Annotated in this window: 17 protein-coding genes; 9 read left to right on the top strand and 8 right to left on the bottom strand. The window is 45.9% G+C overall.

The annotated features are described in order from the left end of the window. Window positions 1–163 precede the first annotated feature (163 nt). Window positions 164–1,393 (top strand): phosphoglycerate dehydrogenase, encoded by a 1,230-nt coding sequence (serA, locus tag AOT11_RS09440; RefSeq protein WP_017422627.1) that lies wholly within the window; start codon window positions 164–166, stop codon window positions 1,391–1,393. Between the two features lie 59 nt (window positions 1,394–1,452). Here serA and AOT11_RS09435 read toward each other — a convergent pair whose 3' ends face one another. Then, on the bottom strand, window positions 1,453–2,145 hold the full coding sequence (locus tag AOT11_RS09435) for an oxidative stress defense protein (RefSeq protein WP_017422628.1): 693 nt from the start codon (window positions 2,143–2,145) through the stop codon (window positions 1,453–1,455). 128 nt (window positions 2,146–2,273) lie between these two features. Continuing rightward, window positions 2,274–3,170, bottom strand: a complete 897-nt coding sequence (locus AOT11_RS09430) for a LysR family transcriptional regulator ArgP (protein ID WP_026050353.1) — start codon at window positions 3,168–3,170, stop codon at window positions 2,274–2,276. Between the two features lie 127 nt (window positions 3,171–3,297). Here AOT11_RS09430 and AOT11_RS09425 point away from each other — a divergent pair, with 127 nt between their 5' ends. Continuing rightward, the gene (locus AOT11_RS09425; RefSeq protein WP_017422630.1) at window positions 3,298–3,918 is read left to right on the top strand and encodes a LysE/ArgO family amino acid transporter; all 621 of its coding nucleotides are present in this window, start codon (window positions 3,298–3,300) and stop codon (window positions 3,916–3,918) included. Window positions 3,919–3,985: 67 nt separating this feature from the next. Here AOT11_RS09425 and mscS read toward each other — a convergent pair whose 3' ends face one another. From mscS to epd, 4 genes are all read right to left on the bottom strand, one after another. After that, window positions 3,986–4,849 carry a small-conductance mechanosensitive channel MscS gene (gene mscS / locus AOT11_RS09420; RefSeq protein ID WP_026050354.1) on the bottom strand — a complete coding sequence of 288 codons (864 nt, stop codon included), beginning with the start codon at window positions 4,847–4,849 and terminating at the stop codon, window positions 3,986–3,988. 295 nt (window positions 4,850–5,144) lie between these two features. Continuing rightward, window positions 5,145–6,221 carry a class II fructose-bisphosphate aldolase gene (gene fbaA, locus AOT11_RS09415; protein ID WP_011079477.1) on the bottom strand — a complete coding sequence of 359 codons (1,077 nt, stop codon included), beginning with the start codon at window positions 6,219–6,221 and terminating at the stop codon, window positions 5,145–5,147. 149 nt (window positions 6,222–6,370) lie between these two features. Further along, window positions 6,371–7,531, bottom strand: a complete 1,161-nt coding sequence (locus tag AOT11_RS09410) for a phosphoglycerate kinase (RefSeq protein WP_026050355.1) — start codon at window positions 7,529–7,531, stop codon at window positions 6,371–6,373. Between the two features lie 150 nt (window positions 7,532–7,681). Then, window positions 7,682–8,722: an erythrose-4-phosphate dehydrogenase gene (gene epd, locus AOT11_RS09405; protein WP_011151184.1), complete on the bottom strand. Its 1,041-nt coding sequence runs from the start codon at window positions 8,720–8,722 to the stop codon at window positions 7,682–7,684. Between the two features lie 200 nt (window positions 8,723–8,922). On the opposite strand from epd, the gene AOT11_RS09400 reads away from it, so the two are divergent. After that, a complete protein-coding gene (locus AOT11_RS09400) occupies window positions 8,923–9,159 on the top strand; it encodes a hypothetical protein (RefSeq protein WP_017422633.1) in 237 nt (78 codons plus the stop codon). A 51-nt stretch (window positions 9,160–9,210) separates the two neighbouring features. Here the strand turns inward: AOT11_RS09400 and tkt are convergent, their stop codons facing one another. Beyond that, window positions 9,211–11,205, bottom strand: a complete 1,995-nt coding sequence (gene tkt / locus AOT11_RS09395) for a transketolase (protein ID WP_061778590.1) — start codon at window positions 11,203–11,205, stop codon at window positions 9,211–9,213. 329 nt (window positions 11,206–11,534) lie between these two features. On the opposite strand from tkt, the gene metK reads away from it, so the two are divergent. The 4 genes from metK (at window position 11,535) to AOT11_RS09375 (ending at window position 15,113) form a co-directional block, all read left to right on the top strand. Further along, a complete protein-coding gene (gene metK, locus AOT11_RS09390) occupies window positions 11,535–12,689 on the top strand; it encodes a methionine adenosyltransferase (RefSeq protein ID WP_011079472.1) in 1,155 nt (384 codons plus the stop codon). A 253-nt stretch (window positions 12,690–12,942) separates the two neighbouring features. After that, window positions 12,943–13,737, top strand: coding sequence for a DUF2189 domain-containing protein (locus AOT11_RS09385; RefSeq protein WP_017428731.1), 795 nt, complete (start codon window positions 12,943–12,945; stop codon window positions 13,735–13,737). 73 nt (window positions 13,738–13,810) lie between these two features. After that, window positions 13,811–14,317, top strand: coding sequence for a SprT family zinc-dependent metalloprotease (locus AOT11_RS09380; RefSeq protein WP_017428732.1), 507 nt, complete (start codon window positions 13,811–13,813; stop codon window positions 14,315–14,317). Between the two features lie 100 nt (window positions 14,318–14,417). Next, entirely contained in the window at window positions 14,418–15,113 is a 696-nt protein-coding gene (locus AOT11_RS09375; protein ID WP_017428733.1) for an endonuclease, read from the top strand. Between the two features lie 45 nt (window positions 15,114–15,158). On the opposite strand, the gene AOT11_RS09370 is transcribed toward AOT11_RS09375, so the two are convergent. Next, a complete protein-coding gene (locus tag AOT11_RS09370) occupies window positions 15,159–16,493 on the bottom strand; it encodes a hypothetical protein (protein WP_017428734.1) in 1,335 nt (444 codons plus the stop codon). 236 nt (window positions 16,494–16,729) lie between these two features. Between AOT11_RS09370 and rsmE the strand changes: the two genes are divergently transcribed. Next, window positions 16,730–17,461, top strand: a complete 732-nt coding sequence (gene rsmE / locus AOT11_RS09365; protein ID WP_017428735.1) for a 16S rRNA (uracil(1498)-N(3))-methyltransferase — start codon at window positions 16,730–16,732, stop codon at window positions 17,459–17,461. Window positions 17,462–17,475: 14 nt separating this feature from the next. Further along, window positions 17,476–18,429, top strand: a complete 954-nt coding sequence (gshB, locus tag AOT11_RS09360; RefSeq protein WP_026050357.1) for a glutathione synthase — start codon at window positions 17,476–17,478, stop codon at window positions 18,427–18,429. Window positions 18,430–18,456: the final 27 nt, after the last annotated feature.

Raw genomic sequence — 18,456 nt, 5'->3', positions numbered from 1 at the left:
CGTAATTTTCTTACCCAAAACAAAAATTTTTTGTTACTTTATTGAGCAGAAGACGCACAAGGAAACGTTTGTCCTCCGCCAAAACTGTTAATTTCACTGCTCTTAACGATTTTGTTTAACGTGCGCCAAATTAGCCCACCTTTCCATTTTAAGGACGAAAACAATGGCCAAAGTTTCACTGGAAAAAGAGAAAATAAAAATCTTACTTCTTGAAGGCCTCCACCCTTCTTCGGTAGAAGTGCTGCAAGCTGCGGGTTACACCAATATCGAATACCACAAAGGCTCACTTTCTGACGATGCTCTTCTTGAAGCGGTTAAAGACGCGCACTTCATTGGCATTCGTTCTCGTACCAACTTAACTGAAGAAGTGATCAATGCGGCACAAAAACTGGTTGCGATCGGTTGTTTCTGCATTGGTACCAACCAAGTGGATCTAAATGCAGCATCCAAACGTGGTATTCCTGTCTTTAACGCGCCTTTCTCAAACACTCGCAGTGTGGCGGAGCTGGTTCTTGGCCAAATCCTGCTGCTTCTACGTGGTATTCCAGAAAAGAACGCTTTGGCTCATCGCGGAATTTGGAAAAAAAGTGCCGACAACTCTTACGAAGCTCGTGGGAAACGTCTAGGCATTATTGGTTACGGTCATATCGGTACTCAGCTTGGTATTATTGCTGAAAACCTAGGTATGCGTGTTTACTTCTACGATATCGAGAACAAGCTCTCGCTAGGTAATGCAACTCAAATCCCAACCATGAGCGAACTGCTCAACAAGTGTGACGTGATTTCTCTACACGTACCAGAAACGCCAGAAACCAAAAATATGATGGGTGCAGAAGAGTTTGCTCGCATGAAGCCGGGTTCTATCTTCATCAACGCAGCTCGTGGCACCGTGGTCGATATTGAAGCGCTATGCCATTCACTCGAATCAGGTCATATTGCTGGTGCAGCGATTGACGTTTTCCCGGTTGAACCGGCCACCAATGCTGAAGCATTCGAATCTCCACTGCAAAAATTTGACAATGTGATTCTTACTCCACACGTTGGCGGCTCAACTCAAGAAGCACAAGAGAACATTGGTGTTGAAGTGGCTGGCAAACTGGCGAAATACTCAGACAATGGCTCAACGCTATCCAGTGTTAACTTCCCAGAAGTTTCACTGCCAGAACATCGTAGCTGCTCACGCTTGCTCCACATTCACCAAAACCGTCCGGGCATTCTGACGCAAATTAACACCATTTTTGCTGAAGAAGGCATCAACATTGCGGGTCAATACCTGCAGACCTCAGCCGATATTGGTTATGTGGTGATTGACGTAGAAACTGAGCGCTCCGAAGAAGCACTGGTCAAACTTAAAGAGATCGAAGGCACAATTCGAGCTCGAATCCTTCACTAATAGAAACAACAAAGGGCAGGTTATCCTGCCCTTTGTTTTATTCATCATGTTGCTAAAATTTAATTAAGCTTGTACGTCACATCGACTTGGTCACGAATGATTAAGCTTGAGTCTTGATAGCTGTTACTTTCCGATTTTGCGTCCATCATCATAGTGCGCATCAGCACAGGTTGCACATTAGGTTGGTTGTAGTTGATCTGCCATACTTCCCCTAGCGACTTACCAAACCCTTTCGCCAAGAATCCCGCCTTCTGCTGCGCATCTTTAATCGCTTCAAGGCGAGCTTGCTGCTGATATTCCGCCTCGTTGCTAACCAACAACTGAATATTATCTACCTGATTGATCCCCGCATTCAACGCAAGATCGAGATAGGCATTAAGGTTTGCTAAGTTGGCGACTTTCACCGTAACACTACGAGAAGCGCGATAACCAACGAGGTCTGGCTTTTCATTTTTCGGGTAATGATATTGAGGAGCAAGATAGAGATTGGTACTGGTGATTTGCTGTTTATCCACTCCCGCCTTGGTTAAAGCCGCTAAAAAAGCATCCACTGTGGTATCAACTGACTGTTTGGCGGATTCTGCGGTCATGGTCGAATCCACCACTTTCACCGTAAATATCGCCATATCCGGTTTTGCAACCACTTCACCATAACCCGTGGTTGACAGGTGAGCGAAGCTGGGGGCCTCTGCCATTGCATAACCCGCGACCAAACTTGCCGAAAGCACCACGCTTGTAGGAAACCATTTCATGCCATAAACCTTCTGTAAAGAAACTGTCTTGATAATAGAAGGTTTAGCAGATTAACCAATATCTCATGAACACTTCTTACACAACTTTGACTCTGTTATCCCTGTACTAATGATCTCCCGAGTCGCCTCTACTGGGGTAAATGAGCTCGTGCGTATTCAACAATCGCTTGCGAAATTTCCTTCAACACCCCGCTTTCTAGCTGCCAATGATGCCAATAGATACGATAAGACAATAAAAATCCTGGCGTGATGTCCATCAGTGCGCCCGACGCCAACTCTTGTTCGATTTGCAGCTTGGGAATTAAACAGTAAGCAATTCCTGAAACGGCAAGGCGGACAAACGCTTCTGAGCTTCCAACATTATGATTGATGATGGAATCGCGAGAGATGTTGAAATGGTCGTGCAAAAAACGGTTATGAAGATCATCATATTGGTCATAGGACACCGCTGGCGCTTTCCGCAAGGTTTGGTAATTCACCCCTGCAGAAAAATAACGTTGATAAAAATCCGGACTGGCGACACACACATAGTCCATGCGCCCAAGGTAGTCGGCTTTACACCCCGCAATAGGTTGCGACTCAAGGCTGATCGCGCCAGCCACTTCACCACTCTTTAGCTTTTCAATGGAACGGGATTCTCCATAGATGGCTAAATTTAGTTCTACTTGTCGCAGTGTCATCACCTCTTTGAGTGCTGGCAATAACCACGTGGCCAAACTATCCGCGTTGGTTGCCAACGCCAGTTGAATGGGCTTTGCTGTGTCATCGTTCATGAGCTCAGGAATGAGCTCGTGTTCAAGAATGCGCACGCGTCGATACAAGCCCAACAACTTCTTTCCCACAAGTGTTGGTTTAGGTGGTTGTTCACGTATTAGCACTGGTTGCGCCAAAAAGCGCTCTAGTTGTTTAATTCTCTGCGATACCGCCGATTGAGAGATGTACAACTCTTCCGCAGCTCGCTCAAATCCACCTTGTGCAACGACCGCATCTAACGCCTCTATCCATTTGTAATCTAAACCACGCATTGCACTTCCCTCAAACAAATCAGTATTGCTTATATAGGATTAAAATCATTAATTATACTTATGCCAGTTAAAACGATACCTTGCTCACATTCTCTTTATCATTAGATCATTGTTACCGAGGTTTATCGTGAATTTTTGGGTGTTACTGCAAGGCTTTGGTTTAGGTGCCACCATGATTATTCCCATTGGGGCTCAAAATGCCTTCGTACTCAATCAGGGCATCAAACGTAACCACCATTTAACGACTGCAGCGGTTTGCAGTGTCTTAGATATGGTGTTTATTTCTCTGGGTATTTTTGGCGGTGGTGCCATTCTCTCGCAAAATGAGCTACTGCTTACCGCGGTGACATTGGGCGGCATTGCCTTTCTCAGTGTGTACGGTTTGATGTCGCTCAAAAGCGCTTTTAAACCCATAGAACAAGTTGAGAAGCATCACGAAGTGATTGCTCGTGGACGCAGAACGGTCATTTTGGGAGCTTTGGCTGTTACGGTATTAAATCCACATCTGTATCTGGATACGGTGGTGATTTTAGGCTCGATTGGCGGCCAATTTGAGGGGCATGATCGCATTGCCTTTGCGATTGGAACCACGCTGGCATCGTTTACTTGGTTCTACGCACTCTCCATGGGTGCCGCAAAACTAGGGCCAACATTATCAAAGCCCAAAGTGAAGAGAGGGATAGACATTGCGGTGGCGGCTATGATGTTTACCATCGCTGCGCTTCTTACTAAGTCTCTTTTGGCATAACTGCAATAAAGCGTGGTTTGACGGAAACAAAAAGCGAGGTCGTAACCTCGCTTTTTTAGATTTGGATTTAGTCCACCTTGTTTAGGTGTACATCCATTTGTGGGAATGGGATCTCGATACCATTTGCATCCAATGCTTCTTTAATAGCCTGCATCGAATCAAAATATACTGCCCAGTAATCTTCCGTTTTACACCATGGACGTACCACGAAGTTCACCGATGAATCAGCCAGAGCAACAACACCGATTGTCATGTCTGGATCTTTCAAAATACGCGTATCTTTTTCTAGCGTCTCACGGATCACTTGTTTGGTTTTCTTCAGATCCGATTTGTATGAAACACCGATCATGAGATCGACACGGCGTGTGGCATGGCGAGAATAGTTAGTGATCGCACCACCAATCACACCTGAGTTAGGCACAACCACCATCTTATTGTCAGGGGTTTTCAAGACCGTTTGGAAAATCTGAATTGCTTCAACAGAGCCCGCTACACCACCGATTTCCACGTAGTCACCCGATTTAAACGGACGGAATGCAACGATCAAAACACCAGCAGCAAAGTTTGATAGAGAACCCTGTAGAGCAAGGCCAACAGCAAGACCCGCCGCACCGATCACTGCAACAACAGAGGCGGTTTCAACACCAACACGGCCTAAAGCGGCAATCAATACGATAACAAACAGCAAGTAACGAACTAAACCGTGGATAAACTCTACCACCGCTTTGTCCATTTCTTTCTTATTAAGAACTTTCGATACACTGTTCGCAACGGCTTTCACAATGATGTTACCAATGAACAGAATGACGATCGCAGAAATAATGTTCACACCGTACTGAATCAGTAGATCTGAATTGTTGGTTAGCCAAGTTTCAGCCTGATTTAGACCATCCACTAATGAGGTATCAATCCCCACTGTTTCACCTGCCATAATGTTATTCCTCAAGTTATGACTTTAAAAATGGTACTGGCGTTATATATACGCCCGTTCTTGTTAGTCATCTGAATATGCGTCAGAATTTTGGCACGATATCTCATTTTTGACATTTTGCAAAGTCAGGTTTTTGCAAAAGCTGTCAAAACAGAGATTTACACTCCGTTCAATATCGCTGATCAAGATTAAGCAATTATTTCAAACTGTGCCAGAGTTTTTCTATCCGTCAGCAAGTGGTATAAAAAAACCCGCTCAGAGAGCGGGTTTTGTCTGCAAATCATTCTGTTCAGAATTACAGTACGTCAACTGCGTTAAGGTCAGCGAATGCTTTCTCTAGACGAGCAACCATTGACTCTTGGCCAGCACGTAGCCATACACGTGGATCGTAGTATTTCTTGTTTGGCGCAGATTCGCCAGTTGGGTTACCGATTTGACCTTGTAGGTAATCGTGGTTCTTCGCTTCGTACTGACGAATACCGTCCCAAGTTGCCCACTGAGTATCAGTATCGATGTTCATTTTGATAACACCGTAGCTGATAGACTCTTTGATTTCTGCTTCAGAAGAACCAGAACCACCGTGGAATACGAAGTTTAGTGCGTTTGGAGCGATACCAAATTTCTCAGAACAGTAAGCTTGAGAATCACGTAGGATAGTTGGAGTTAGAACAACGTTACCTGCTTGGTAAACACCGTGCACGTTACCGAAAGATGCTGCGATAGTGAAACGGTGGCTGATTGGGATCAGTTTCTCGTACGCGTAAGCAACGTCTTCTGGAGAAGTGTAAAGCTCAGACTGATCCATGTGAGAGTTGTCTACGCCGTCTTCTTCACCACCAGTACAACCTAGTTCAAACTCTAGAGTCATACCCATTTTTTCCATACGAGCTAGGTACTTAGCACAGATTTCGATGTTCTCTTCTAGAGACTCTTCAGAAAGGTCGATCATGTGAGAAGAGAATAGAGGTTTACCAGTTTGAGCGAAGAACTCTTCACCTGCGTCTAGTAGACCGTCGATCCATGGAAGTAGCTTCTTAGCAGCGTGGTCAGTGTGTAGGATTACTGGCACACCGTAAGCTTCAGCAACTGCGTGTACGTATTTCGCACCAGCGATAGCACCAAGGATTTGAGCACCTTGACCTTCAAGTTTCACGCCTTTACCAGCGAAGAAAGCAGCACCGCCGTTAGAGAACTGAACAACAACTGGCGCTTTCACTTTAGAAGCTGCTTCAAGAACACCGTTGATTGAATCAGTGTTTACTACGTTTACAGCTGGAAGAGCGAAGTTGTTTTCTTTTGCTACTTCAAATACTTTCTGAACGTCATCACCAGAGATAACACCTGGTTTTACGAAATCGAAGATCTTAGACATGGATGTAATCCTATTTATCTGTCGTTTTAAAAATAAAACTCGTTAAGTTTAAATTCTTGCAAACGTTTGCTCACAACTCGCGCTATTCTAGCAAAAATGAGATGTGCCGCAAACAAGAAAGCGGGAGAGTAACCCCCGCCTTCGTTTAATTACTTAGCGCGTGCTTCTAGCATTTCAACAGCTGGAAGTACTTTACCTTCTACAAACTCAAGGAACGCACCGCCACCAGTAGAGATGTAAGAGACGTCCGCTTTGATACCGAACTTGTCGATAGCCGCTAGAGTATCGCCACCGCCAGCTACAGAGAATGCAGGAGACTGAGCGATCGCTTCAGAAATACCTTTCGTACCCGCTTCAAAGTTCTTGAACTCGAATACACCTACAGGGCCATTCCAAAGGATAGTTTTCGCGTTTGCGATGATTTCAGCTAGTGCTGCCGTTGATTCTGGACCAAGGTCGAAGATCATGTCATCGTCTTGTACTTCAGAAACATGTTTGATTTCCGCTTCTGCGTTCTCGTCGAATGCTTTCGCACACGCTACGTCAGTGGCAACAGGAATTGCACACTCTTTCATTAGCTTTTGAGCCGTTTCAACTAGGTCAGCTTCGTATAGAGACTTACCTACGTTGTGACCTTCAGCGGCGATGAATGTGTTCGCGATACCACCACCAACAACAAGTTGGTCAGCGATTTTAGATAGTGACTCAAGAACCGTTAGTTTAGTAGACACTTTTGAACCACCAACGATAGCAACTAGAGGACGCTCTGGGTTGCTCATTGCTTTGCCGAGTGCTTCTAGTTCAGCAGCAAGTAGAGGGCCCGCACACGCTACTTCAGCAAACATACCCACACCGTGAGTTGACGCTTGTGCACGGTGAGCTGTACCGAATGCATCCATTACGAATACGTCACATAGTGCCGCGTATTTTTTAGAAAGTGCTTCGTCGTTTTTCTTCTCGCCTTTGTTAAAGCGAACGTTTTCAAGAACAACAAGTTCACCAGCGTTTAGCTCAAGACCATCTAGGTAATCTTTAGCCAATTTCACTTCGCAATCTAGCGCGTCGTTTAGGTAGTTAACCACTGGTTGTAGAGAGAACTCTTCTGCGTATTCACCTTCAGTAGGACGACCTAGGTGAGAAGTGACCATTACTTTCGCGCCAGCTTCTAGACATAGCTTGATAGTAGGAAGAGATGCGATGATACGTGCATCAGAAGTTACTTTACCGTCTTTTACTGGCACGTTTAGGTCAGCACGGATGAATACACGTTTACCTGCTAGATCCAGGTCAGTCATCTTGATTACAGACATGATGTGTCCTCTCAAATATTAAAAATAAAGTTTTTGAAAACTCGGCAACCCTGCCAAGCCTGTTAATTCTTCAAACTGGTTATTGATATGGAGTCATTACAAATTTATTTCAAGGCTAAAAATAAATTTTCTCCGACGCTGCCGATACGACTATTTGGCAGCTTGCATTGCGAGCGCAGTATCCAGCATACGGTTCGCAAAGCCCCATTCGTTATCGCACCAAACCAGCATTTTCACTAAATGCCCGTTACTGACTCGAGTTTGGCTACCATCGACAATCGCGCTATGGGGATCATGATTAAAGTCGATGGAAACGAGCGGCGCTTCAGTATAGTCAACAATGCCACGTAATGTACACTGAGATGCGTTAACAATGGTTTGATTTACGTCATTAACTTTCACATTTGTATTAATCGTGACACTTAAATCCATTGCAGTGACGTTTACTGTCGGCACTCTCACTGAAATAGCTTCAAATTTGTTGGAAAATTTCGGGAAGATTCTTTCAATTCCCTTATGCAACTTGGTATCCACCGGAATGATAGATTGGCTTGCGGCTCGAGTGCGGCGTAAGTCGCTGTGATAGGCATCAATCACTTGTTGATCATTCATCGAAGAGTGAATGGTGGTAATGGTGCCAGATTCAATGCCAAATGCCTCGTCCAACACTTTAATGATCGGCACAATACAGTTAGTGGTACACGAACCGTTGGAAACGACGTTGTGCTCGGCTTTCAAGGTTTCATGGTTAACACCATAGATGATGGTGTTGTCGAGATCACTGGCACCTGGATGCGAAAACAGCACTTTCTTCGCTCCGGCTTTGATGTGCTCTAACCCATCAGCTTGGCAACCAAACACGCCAGTACAATCGAGGACCAGATCGACCTCGAGGTCACGCCAAGGCAGAAGATTGATTTCGGAAAGGTGCAGAATACGGATAGAATCGAACTCGCCCTTACCTTGAGGGCAAGCGTCATGGTGAACGTAGAGATGTTCTTGATCGTGGGAGATTCTCTTGCCAAAACGTCCATGACTGGTGTCATATTGCAGCAAGTGAGCCATGGCTTCTGGCTGAGCAAGCTCATTAACCGCAACCACTTTAATTTGTTGATGCTTACCGCTTTCATACACGGCGCGCAGAACATTACGACCGATACGTCCAAATCCATTGATCGCAACTTTTAGCATCTATCCTTCGCCTCACCAAAAATTTCGTGTCACAGATAGTACCCGATACGCAGGCTAAACGCATTAAGTAAGTGATCTCAGTCGCGGTAAACTCTCTTTTCACTTCACGAAACATTCACTTCGCCAATATATTTAATTGAGGCGTCGCGTATTTCACTTGGCACTTTAGTTCCTTGTTTGATCACCAAAAGGAAATGCGTATGTCTGGTTTTCCCGCTGCTCACTTTTGCAAGCGATGCAATCAAGAAACACCGCACTCAGAAGTGCTGGTCCGTAAGCCAAGTCGCTATGATACGGATAAAACGATTCTTGGAACTTTAAAGCTTTGGGCTCATACCCTGATAAATGGCGGTCACTATTACGATATGGATCGCTATGTCACCTGCAAGGAATGTGGGCACAAAGAGAAAGACAACTGGGGAAAAGAATTTGAATAGGCACAAAAAAACCGAGCTTTGACGCTCGGTTTTTCTTTTATCTTCTACAGCTTACGCTAGCAGTTCTTTTGCTGTGTTCACTACGTTTTCTACCGTGAAACCAAACATTTCGAACAATTGGTCAGCTGGCGCAGACTCACCGAATGTTGTCATACCGATGATGCGACCGTCGAAGCCAACGTACTTGTACCAGAAATCCGCAATGCCCGCTTCGATAGCGATACGTGCTGTTACGTCTGATGGCAATACAGATTCACGGTAAGCCGCGTCTTGCTTGTCGAAAGTATCAGTAGCAGGCATTGAAACCACGCGTACTTTCTTACCTTCAGCGGTTAGTTGTTCAGCCGCTTTCACTGCTAGCTCAACTTCAGAACCCGTCGCGATTAGGATCAGCTGAGGCTTACCATCGCTGTCTTTCAGGATGTAACCACCTTTGGCGATGTCTGCCACTTGCTCAGCACTGCGTGGTTGCTGTGCTAGGTTTTGACGAGAGAAAATCAGTGCCGATGGACCATCTTTACGTTCAATCGCCAGTTTCCATGCAACTGCCGATTCCACTTGGTCACATGGACGCCATGTGCTCATGTTTGGCGTTAGACGCAGCGATGCGATTTGCTCAACCGGTTGGTGAGTTGGGCCATCTTCGCCAAGACCGATAGAATCGTGCGTGTACACTTGGATGTTCTGAATCTTCATCAGAGCCGCCATGCGCATTGCGTTACGTGCGTATTCCATGAACATCAGGAAGGTTGCGCCGTAAGGAACAAAACCGCCGTGTAGCGCGATACCGTTCATGATCGCTGTCATACCAAATTCACGTACACCGTAGTGGATGTAGTTACCAGAGAAGTCGTTTGCTTCTAGCGACTTAGAACCCGACCACATGGTGAGGTTAGAAGGCGCTAGGTCAGCAGAGCCGCCCATGAATTCTGGCAGCATTTTACCAAACGCTTCTAACGCGTTTTGCGATGCTTTACGTGATGCGATGTTCGCTGGGTTTGCTTGAAGATCTGCAATGATTTGGTTTGCTTTCTCTTCCCACTGAGCTGGAAGCTCGCCATTTACGCGGCGTTTAAACTCCGCAGCTTCGACTGGGTACGCTGCTGCGTACGCATCAAACTTCGCATTCCAAGCGGTTTCTTTTGCCGCGCCAGCTGCTTTTGCATCCCACTCTGCGTAAACGTCAGCAGGGATTTCAAATGCTGGGTGTTCCCAACCTAGGAACTCACGAGCTGCGGCAATTTCTTCCGCACCTAGTGGTGCACCGTGACAGTCGTGTGAACCCGATTTGTTTGGTGAACCAAAACCGATGATAGTTTTAGTACAGATTAGAGTTGGGCGAGGATCCGCTTTAGCGGCTTCAATTGCTGCGTTGATCGCTTCAGCATTGTGACCATCCACTGCTGGGATAACGTGCCAGCCGTACGCTTCGAAACGCTTAGGCGTATCGTCAGAGAACCAACCTTCAACGTGGCCGTCGATAGAGATGCCGTTGTCATCCCAGAATGCAATCAGTTTACCAAGGCCTAGCGTACCCGCTAGAGAGCAAGCCTCGTGCGAGATACCTTCCATCAGACAGCCATCACCCATGAACACGTAAGTGAAGTGGTCAACGATGTCGTGGCCAGGTTTGTTGAACTGCGCTGCGAGCGCTTTCTCAGCCATTGCCATACCAACCGCGTTGGTGATGCCTTGACCTAGAGGGCCTGTGGTTGTTTCGATACCAGGCGCGTAGCCGTATTCTGGGTGGCCCGGAGTCTTAGAATGCAATTGACGGAAGTTTTTCAGATCATCGATAGAAAGCTCGTAACCGCTTAAGTGCAGTAGCGAGTAAATCAGCATCGAGCCGTGGCCGTTAGAGAGTACGAAACGGTCGCGATCAGCCCACTCTGGGTTTGATGGGTTGTGGTTTAGGTGGCCACGCCAAAGAACTTCAGCGATGTCCGCCATACCCATAGGTGCGCCTGGGTGGCCTGAGTTTGCTTTTTGTACGCCGTCCATGCTGAGTGCGCGGATTGCATTAGCGAGATGTTTACGAGAAGGCATGTCTGCTCCTGAGTGCATTAAGCGAATTGATAACATAGAAAATCGAGTGGCGATTATTTTCGCAAAGCAATCTCTCGACTGCAAACGATTTACCTGAACAATTTGTGGAAATGTAAGCGACTTAATGCCATTTCACTGAGAAAAAAACATTTTCTCACTCGATTAAGCAAACGTTTGGTTTTCGCTAATAATAAAAAAGAGCTTGTAATTCGAGCATTCAAAACTAGAATAGACGTCTAGATGTAGAAACACCTACAAAAATTATTGTATTTCCTACTGCTGGAGCATGCATTCTCACAGCAGATTAGATTAATAAAAGTGGAGCTCTCATGGCTAAGCACCTGTTTACTTCTGAGTCGGTTTCAGAAGGTCATCCAGATAAAATTGCAGACCAGATTTCTGATGCGGTTCTTGATGCGATTCTTGAACAAGACCCAAAAGCGCGTGTTGCATGTGAAACGTACGTAAAAACTGGCATGGTAATGGTCGGTGGTGAAATCACCACTTCTGCATGGGTTGATATCGAAGAGTTAACTCGTGAAACTGTGCGTGAAATTGGTTATGTACATTCAGATATGGGTTTCGATGCAAACTCATGTGCAGTACTGAACACTATCGGTAAACAGTCTCCAGACATCAACCAAGGTGTTGATAAAGCCGATCCTAAAGAGCAAGGCGCGGGCGACCAAGGCATCATGTTCGGTTACGCATGTAACGAAACTGAAGTTCTTATGCCAGCACCCATCACTTACGCTCACCGTTTGATGGAGCGTCAAGCAAAAGTTCGTAAAGATGGCACACTGCCATGGTTGCGTCCTGATGCAAAATCACAGGTTACTTTCCAATACGAGCAAGGCAAAATTGTTGGTATTGATGCGGTTGTTCTTTCAACTCAGCACTGCGATTCTATCTCCACTCCAGATCTTCGCGAAGCGGTTATGGAAGAGATCATCAAGCCAGTTCTTCCTTCTGAATGGCTAAACAAAGAAACCAAATACTTCATCAACCCAACCGGGCGCTTCGTTATCGGTGGTCCTATGGGTGACTGTGGTTTGACTGGTCGTAAGATCATCGTTGATACCTACGGCGGCGCAGCTCGTCACGGTGGTGGTGCTTTCTCCGGTAAAGATCCATCGAAAGTAGACCGTTCTGCCGCATACGCAGCGCGTTACGTAGCGAAAAACATCGTCGCAGCTGGTATGGCTGACCGTTGTGAAATCCAACTTTCTTACGCAATCGGTGTTGCTGATCCAACCTCGATCATGGTTGAAACGTTCGGTACCGAGAAAGTATCTCACGACATCATCATTGAAGCGGTACGTCAGTTCTTCGACCTACGTCCATACGGTCTACAAGAAATGCTGAATCTACTTCAGCCAATCTACAAGAAGACTGCAGCATACGGTCACTTCGGTCGCGAAGAGTTCCCATGGGAAGCGACTGACAAAGCAGCACTACTGCGCGAGTTTGCTGGTATCAAGTAAGATACAACTCACCCCATTCTCCAAAGCCTTCGCCAAATGCGAAGGCTTTTTCATTTGTGCGACGAAAAATTCGCCATAGCATTTGTATTTTTAACTAACTCCAACGATAGTTAAATAAATGTTAAATGAGATTTATCTCTCATCTTAACGACAACAAAACAGATGCTAACGGTAATAAAAGAGAGCTTGCCCCGCATCTGAAACCTACTGACAGTCAACGTCAGTCTGACAGTGAATCGATCAAGGAGGAGCTATGCCTCGTACCGTAGACCCATCGGATCTGGAGCAAAAACGAAAGGACGTGCCCGATCACGAATACGCTCGCACTATTCCATGTAACCAACTCAGTGTGTCCGCCCCGTTTCACTGGCTAGCACTTGGCTTGCATGACTTCATTCGAATGCCACTTATCAGCGCCTTTTATGGCTTATGCTTCATGGCAGCCGCCATCGGTATTGTGCTGCTGGTTGAATGGCAAGGAACTCATTTGGTGGTAATGCCCAGCTTGGTGGTATACATGCTCATCGGCCCATTTCTTGCGCTTGGTTTGTATGATGCCAGCTGGGAAAGAGAACGCGGCCATAGCGCCAGCCTACTCCACTCAATGAAAGCCATTGGACGCAACTCTTCTTCTCAATGGGCCTTTGCGGTGCTGTTAGCGGTGTGCATGATTTTCTGGATGCGCATTGCCGCTTTACTCCATGCCCTCTACCCTTCTGTACAAGGCGCACCACTTACAGAGTTTCTTCCTTTCTTAGTGATTGGTTCACTCGTTGGTTTCGTCCTAGCCAGCATTGTCTTCAGCATCTCTGCGTTTTCGATTCCGATGATGATGGAACGCCGAGTCGATATGATGACAGCGGTTTTCAGCAGCTTTAATGCCGTGAAATCCAACATTCCGGCAATGATTGTTTGGGCAGCCATTATTGCTGGTGGCATTCTGATTGGCTTTGCCACTTACGGCATTGGTATGATCTTCACCATGCCGATACTTGGCTACGCCACGTGGCACGCCTACCATGAAACCATCAAGAAAAAACACCACTAGGCTCATTGCCTCTAGAAGCATCAATAGATAATGCTATTATTTGCCCTCATCACACCATGAGGGCAAATTTTTGATGAAAAAGATCGAGTTTGAGCTGCACTACCAAGCTCAAAAAGCACTGCACGCTTGTATCGATGAAGCCAACCACTACTTTCAGCGCCAGTTTCCAATGCCACTTCTTAGCTATCAATTAAGAGGCAAAGCGGCGGGTAAGGCGTATCTGCAACTCAATCAAATTCGTCTTAACCCGATTTTGTTCAAAGAGAACAAAACGGCTTTCTTGGAAGAAGTGATTCCTCATGAAGTGGCTCACTTGCTCACTTATCAGTTATATGGCCGAGTTAAACCTCATGGCGCAGAATGGCAATCCATCATGCAAGGCGTCTTTCTCTTGCCCGCAAACACAACGCATCAATTTGCAGTTGCTTCCGTGCAAGGAAAAACCTTCCAATATCGCTGCCAATGTCGCGAGTTTCCGTTAACCATCCGTCGCCACAACAAAGTTCTGCGTAATGAGGCCAGCTATACCTGCCAAAAGTGCCGACAAGCCTTGATCTTCACTGGCATCCAACTCTCATAGCGTGGCACTCTCCCCTGTTTTTATTATTAACTTACTTATTACATTGAATAAAATACGCGTGCTAGAATGCTAAAAGTCATACTTTTTAAAGACTTTTAGCATGAAACGATTACTCATTTTTATTGCCTCGTTCACTGCCTTTGCGATCCAGGCCGCACCACCCAGCTCCTTCTCAGCCGCCAAACAACAGGCGGTGAAGATCTACCAAGATCATCCCGTTAGCTTTTACTGTGGCTGCGACATTGAATGGCAAGGTAAGAAAGGGGTTCCCAACTTGGAGGCATGCGGTTACCAAGTACGCAAACAGCAAACTCGCGCATCGCGTATTGAATGGGAACATGTCGTCCCTGCTTGGCAGTTTGGCCACCAGCGTCAATGCTGGCAAAAAGGTGGACGCAAAAACTGCAGTAAAAATGATCAACAGTTTCGCTTGATGGAGGCGGACTTACACAACCTCACGCCAGCGATCGGCGAAGTCAATGGCGATCGTTCAAACTTCAATTTCAGTCAATGGAATGGCGTAGATGGTGTCAGTTATGGGCGCTGTGAAATGCAGGTCAACTTCAAACAACGTAAAGTCATGCCGCCAGACAGAGCACGCGGCTCTATTGCACGTACTTATCTTTACATGAGCCAAGAGTATGGCTTTCAGCTTTCCAAGCAACAACAGCAACTGATGCAGGCTTGGAACAAATCATACCCCGTTGATAAATGGGAGTGCACAAGAGATGATCGCATTGCCAAGATTCAAGGCAATCATAATCCGTTTGTGCAGCAATCCTGTACCGTGAGATAAAAATATCCCAGCGCTTTGGCTGGGATATATGTTAGGAGCAAATGATCACTCTTTAGCACCGATATCTTCTAGGTAACCAAAGCGCTCTCCTGCTTTAGAATACGGAGCAGCAAAACGAGCACCGGCGGCACTATCATAATTAGCCCCTAGAGTCTCACACCACCCTTTTCCTATTGGCATCGCCGTTGGCACTGAGGAAACGGGAGGCAAATTCTCCTCGATCACTTGAGGCGTTTGATTGAGAATTTGCTGAGCAACAAACAGTACTCTACTACGTACATTTTTATCGGATAAACGATCTCTTTGTCCCCAAAGTATTTTCCAGTCATCGCAGGTGTATGCTTCTGTTTGGGGAACGCTTACAAAGGCCACTTCATTAATAGCGCCATATTTTTTGTGCATCATATAGTTTTCAAACAACGTTGCGACATCTTCTCGATCGGTCGAATAGCCATAAAAGGCAGCGGCACCGTCTGTTTCAAATTCTCCTCCAGCCTGCTCTCCCGTTGAATTTCGCACTAGGTCCGTCATCGGTTTACCATGAAACGATGTCGCAGCCGCCTCAAGAAGCAGTTGCGACGTTAAACCGTGTGTGGAGCTAAGCTGAGAGTAGATATGATTGGCATCTTCAACCTCATTAAGGATAGTGCCACGGCTAGCGAGCTGAAGTAGGTCGTTGGGGGGAAGCAAATCATTGGCATGTGCCAGCTCATGCGCCAACAGCCTAAACAGGCCGGGGGCAATCTTCTCTGCACTGCGAGTGCTATTTCGCATCGAATCATACTGATTGGAGACTGTTACGTAGTTAAGTGTCTGGCCATAGACATAGCGAGACGCATTTTCGTACGTAAACTCCCGAGCGAACTCCTTACGATAATCATCTTGTTGATGAATCGTTCTCCAATCGGAGTAATCTCGCCAAAGGTAACGCGCATCAATGTACATTGATGCCGTCCGTGGATGATAAAAAGAAGGACGGATGTCATAACTCAGGACTATCGTGTTCAGTGGTTTGAACAAATTCAGCAAATCTTGATCATTTATCGCTTTAAGCGCTGCGATAAAGCTTTCTGCCATCCATTGATGTGATACGAGCAGCCTACTTTGAATCTCTTCAAGGGTTATATCATCAGCTCGATTAGCACCGATTGGGCGTATTTTTTCCAACGAGCAAGACAGGTTTTGTTTGTAAATCTTGGCACACTCGATGGCCGTGGTGGATAAATCACTCTCTTGGTAAGAATAAATTTTATCCAGTGAAGGATCCCCTTTGATGTTGGGGCTACCAAGCTCACCAGGGCCATCAGAAGATGATCCTGAGTTACACCCAGCCATCGTTGTTAGCAATGCACAAACCATTGCCAGTTTGGTCTTATTCATAACACTTTCCATTATTTTTCATTATTGTTTATCTCTTAAACACCTAAGCCATTGAGTAAATTCGCAAAAGCAGAAGCATCAAGAACGAAAGAAATTATTCACACCAAGAATGAATTACAATCAAATCCTCCTCAAATTATGAACTCACGCTTAAATTACTTAACTGACTTGTTTTTTGCCCTCGCAGCATCCATGTTAGTCTCTAAATATTCGCGTAGTCAGGAACTTGAAATACCATGCGTATCCCTCGAATTTATCATCCAGAAACCATTCAACATCTAGGTGTTATCGCACTATGCGACGACGCTGCAGGCCATATCGGACGTGTATTACGCATGAAAGAAGGCCAAGAAGTCTTGCTCTTTGACGGCAGTGGCGCTGAGTTTCCCGCCGTGATCAGTGAAGTGGGTAAGAAGAGTGTGATGGTCGAACTCAGTGAAAGGGTTGAGCGTAACAGTGAGTCCCCGCTCGATCTTCATCTTGGGCAGGTCATTTCCCGTGGTGAAAAAATGGAGTTCACTATTCAAAAATCGGTAGAGCTGGGTGTGAACACCATTACTCCGCTGATTTCTGACCGTTGTGGTGTGAAGCTAGATGAAAAACGTTTCGAGAAAAAACTCGCACAATGGCAAAAAATTGCGATCAGTGCGTGTGAGCAATGTGGCCGTAATACCATTCCTGAAATTCGCCCAATCATGTCTTTAGAAGCGTGGTGTGCAGAAGAGTACGATGGACTTAAACTCAATCTACACCCACGCGCAAAATACTCCATAAACACCCTGCCAGAGCCAGTCACAAAAGTACGCTTGCTGATTGGTCCTGAGGGCGGTCTCTCTTCTGAAGAGATCGACATGACACAACAATATCAATTCGAAGAAACGCTGCTAGGACCACGTGTATTGCGCACAGAAACGGCAGCGTTAACCGCAATTACCGCCTTACAGGTTCGTTTCGGCGATCTGGGATAACACGGAGAACAGTGATGATCAAACTCGGCATCGTAATGGATCCAATTTCGTCCATTAACATTAAAAAAGATTCTAGCTTCGCCATGATGCTAGAAGCTCAACGTCGCGGTTGGGAAATCCATTATATGGAGATGAATGATCTACACTTAGATCAAGGCGTTGCTATTGCTGACACCAAAGTGGTGCAACTGAAAGAAGATCCGAATGGTTGGTATGAGTTCACATCAGAACAAACCATCAAGTTGGCGGAACTGGATGCGGTCTTGATGCGTAAGGATCCTCCGTTTGATACAGAGTACATTTACGCGACGTACATTCTTGAGCGTGCAGAAGATCAAGGTACATTGGTCGTCAACAAGCCTCAAAGCTTACGCGATTGCAATGAGAAGCTCTTTACCGCTTGGTTCCCAGAACTAACGCCAACCACGATCGTGACGCGCAAAGCAGAGAAAATTAAAGCGTTTCGCCAAGAGCATGGCGACATCATTTTAAAACCGCTGGATGGTATGGGTGGTGCTTCTATTTTCCGTGTGAAGGAGAATGATCCTAACGTTTCTGTGATCATCGAAACACTGACCAACCATGGCCAAAATTACGCAATGGCGCAAACTTTCGTGCCTGACATCAGTAATGGTGACAAACGTATTTTGGTGGTGGATGGCGAACCGATGCCTTATTGCTTAGCACGTATTCCTGCTAAAGGGGAAACTCGTGGTAACTTGGCTGCAGGTGGCCGTGGCGAACCTCGTCCACTGAGCGAAACCGATCTAAAAATTGCTAACGCAGTGGCTCCAACATTAAAAGAAAAAGGGCTTATTTTTGTTGGCTTGGATGTGATAGGCGATAAACTGACGGAAATTAACGTCACCAGTCCAACCTGTATTCGCGAAATTGAAGCAGCCTTCGATATCTCGATTACTGGTAAACTAATGGACGCAATTGAACGTCGTTTACAAGCTCAAGCTTAAACATGAGTGTTGCAGAGCCAGCGATGG

Origin of the sequence: Vibrio vulnificus NBRC 15645 = ATCC 27562 (genome assembly GCF_002224265.1) — a bacterium.
Taxonomy (GTDB): domain Bacteria; phylum Pseudomonadota; class Gammaproteobacteria; order Enterobacterales; family Vibrionaceae; genus Vibrio; species Vibrio vulnificus.
This window is presented reverse-complemented; position numbering and strand designations above follow the sequence as displayed.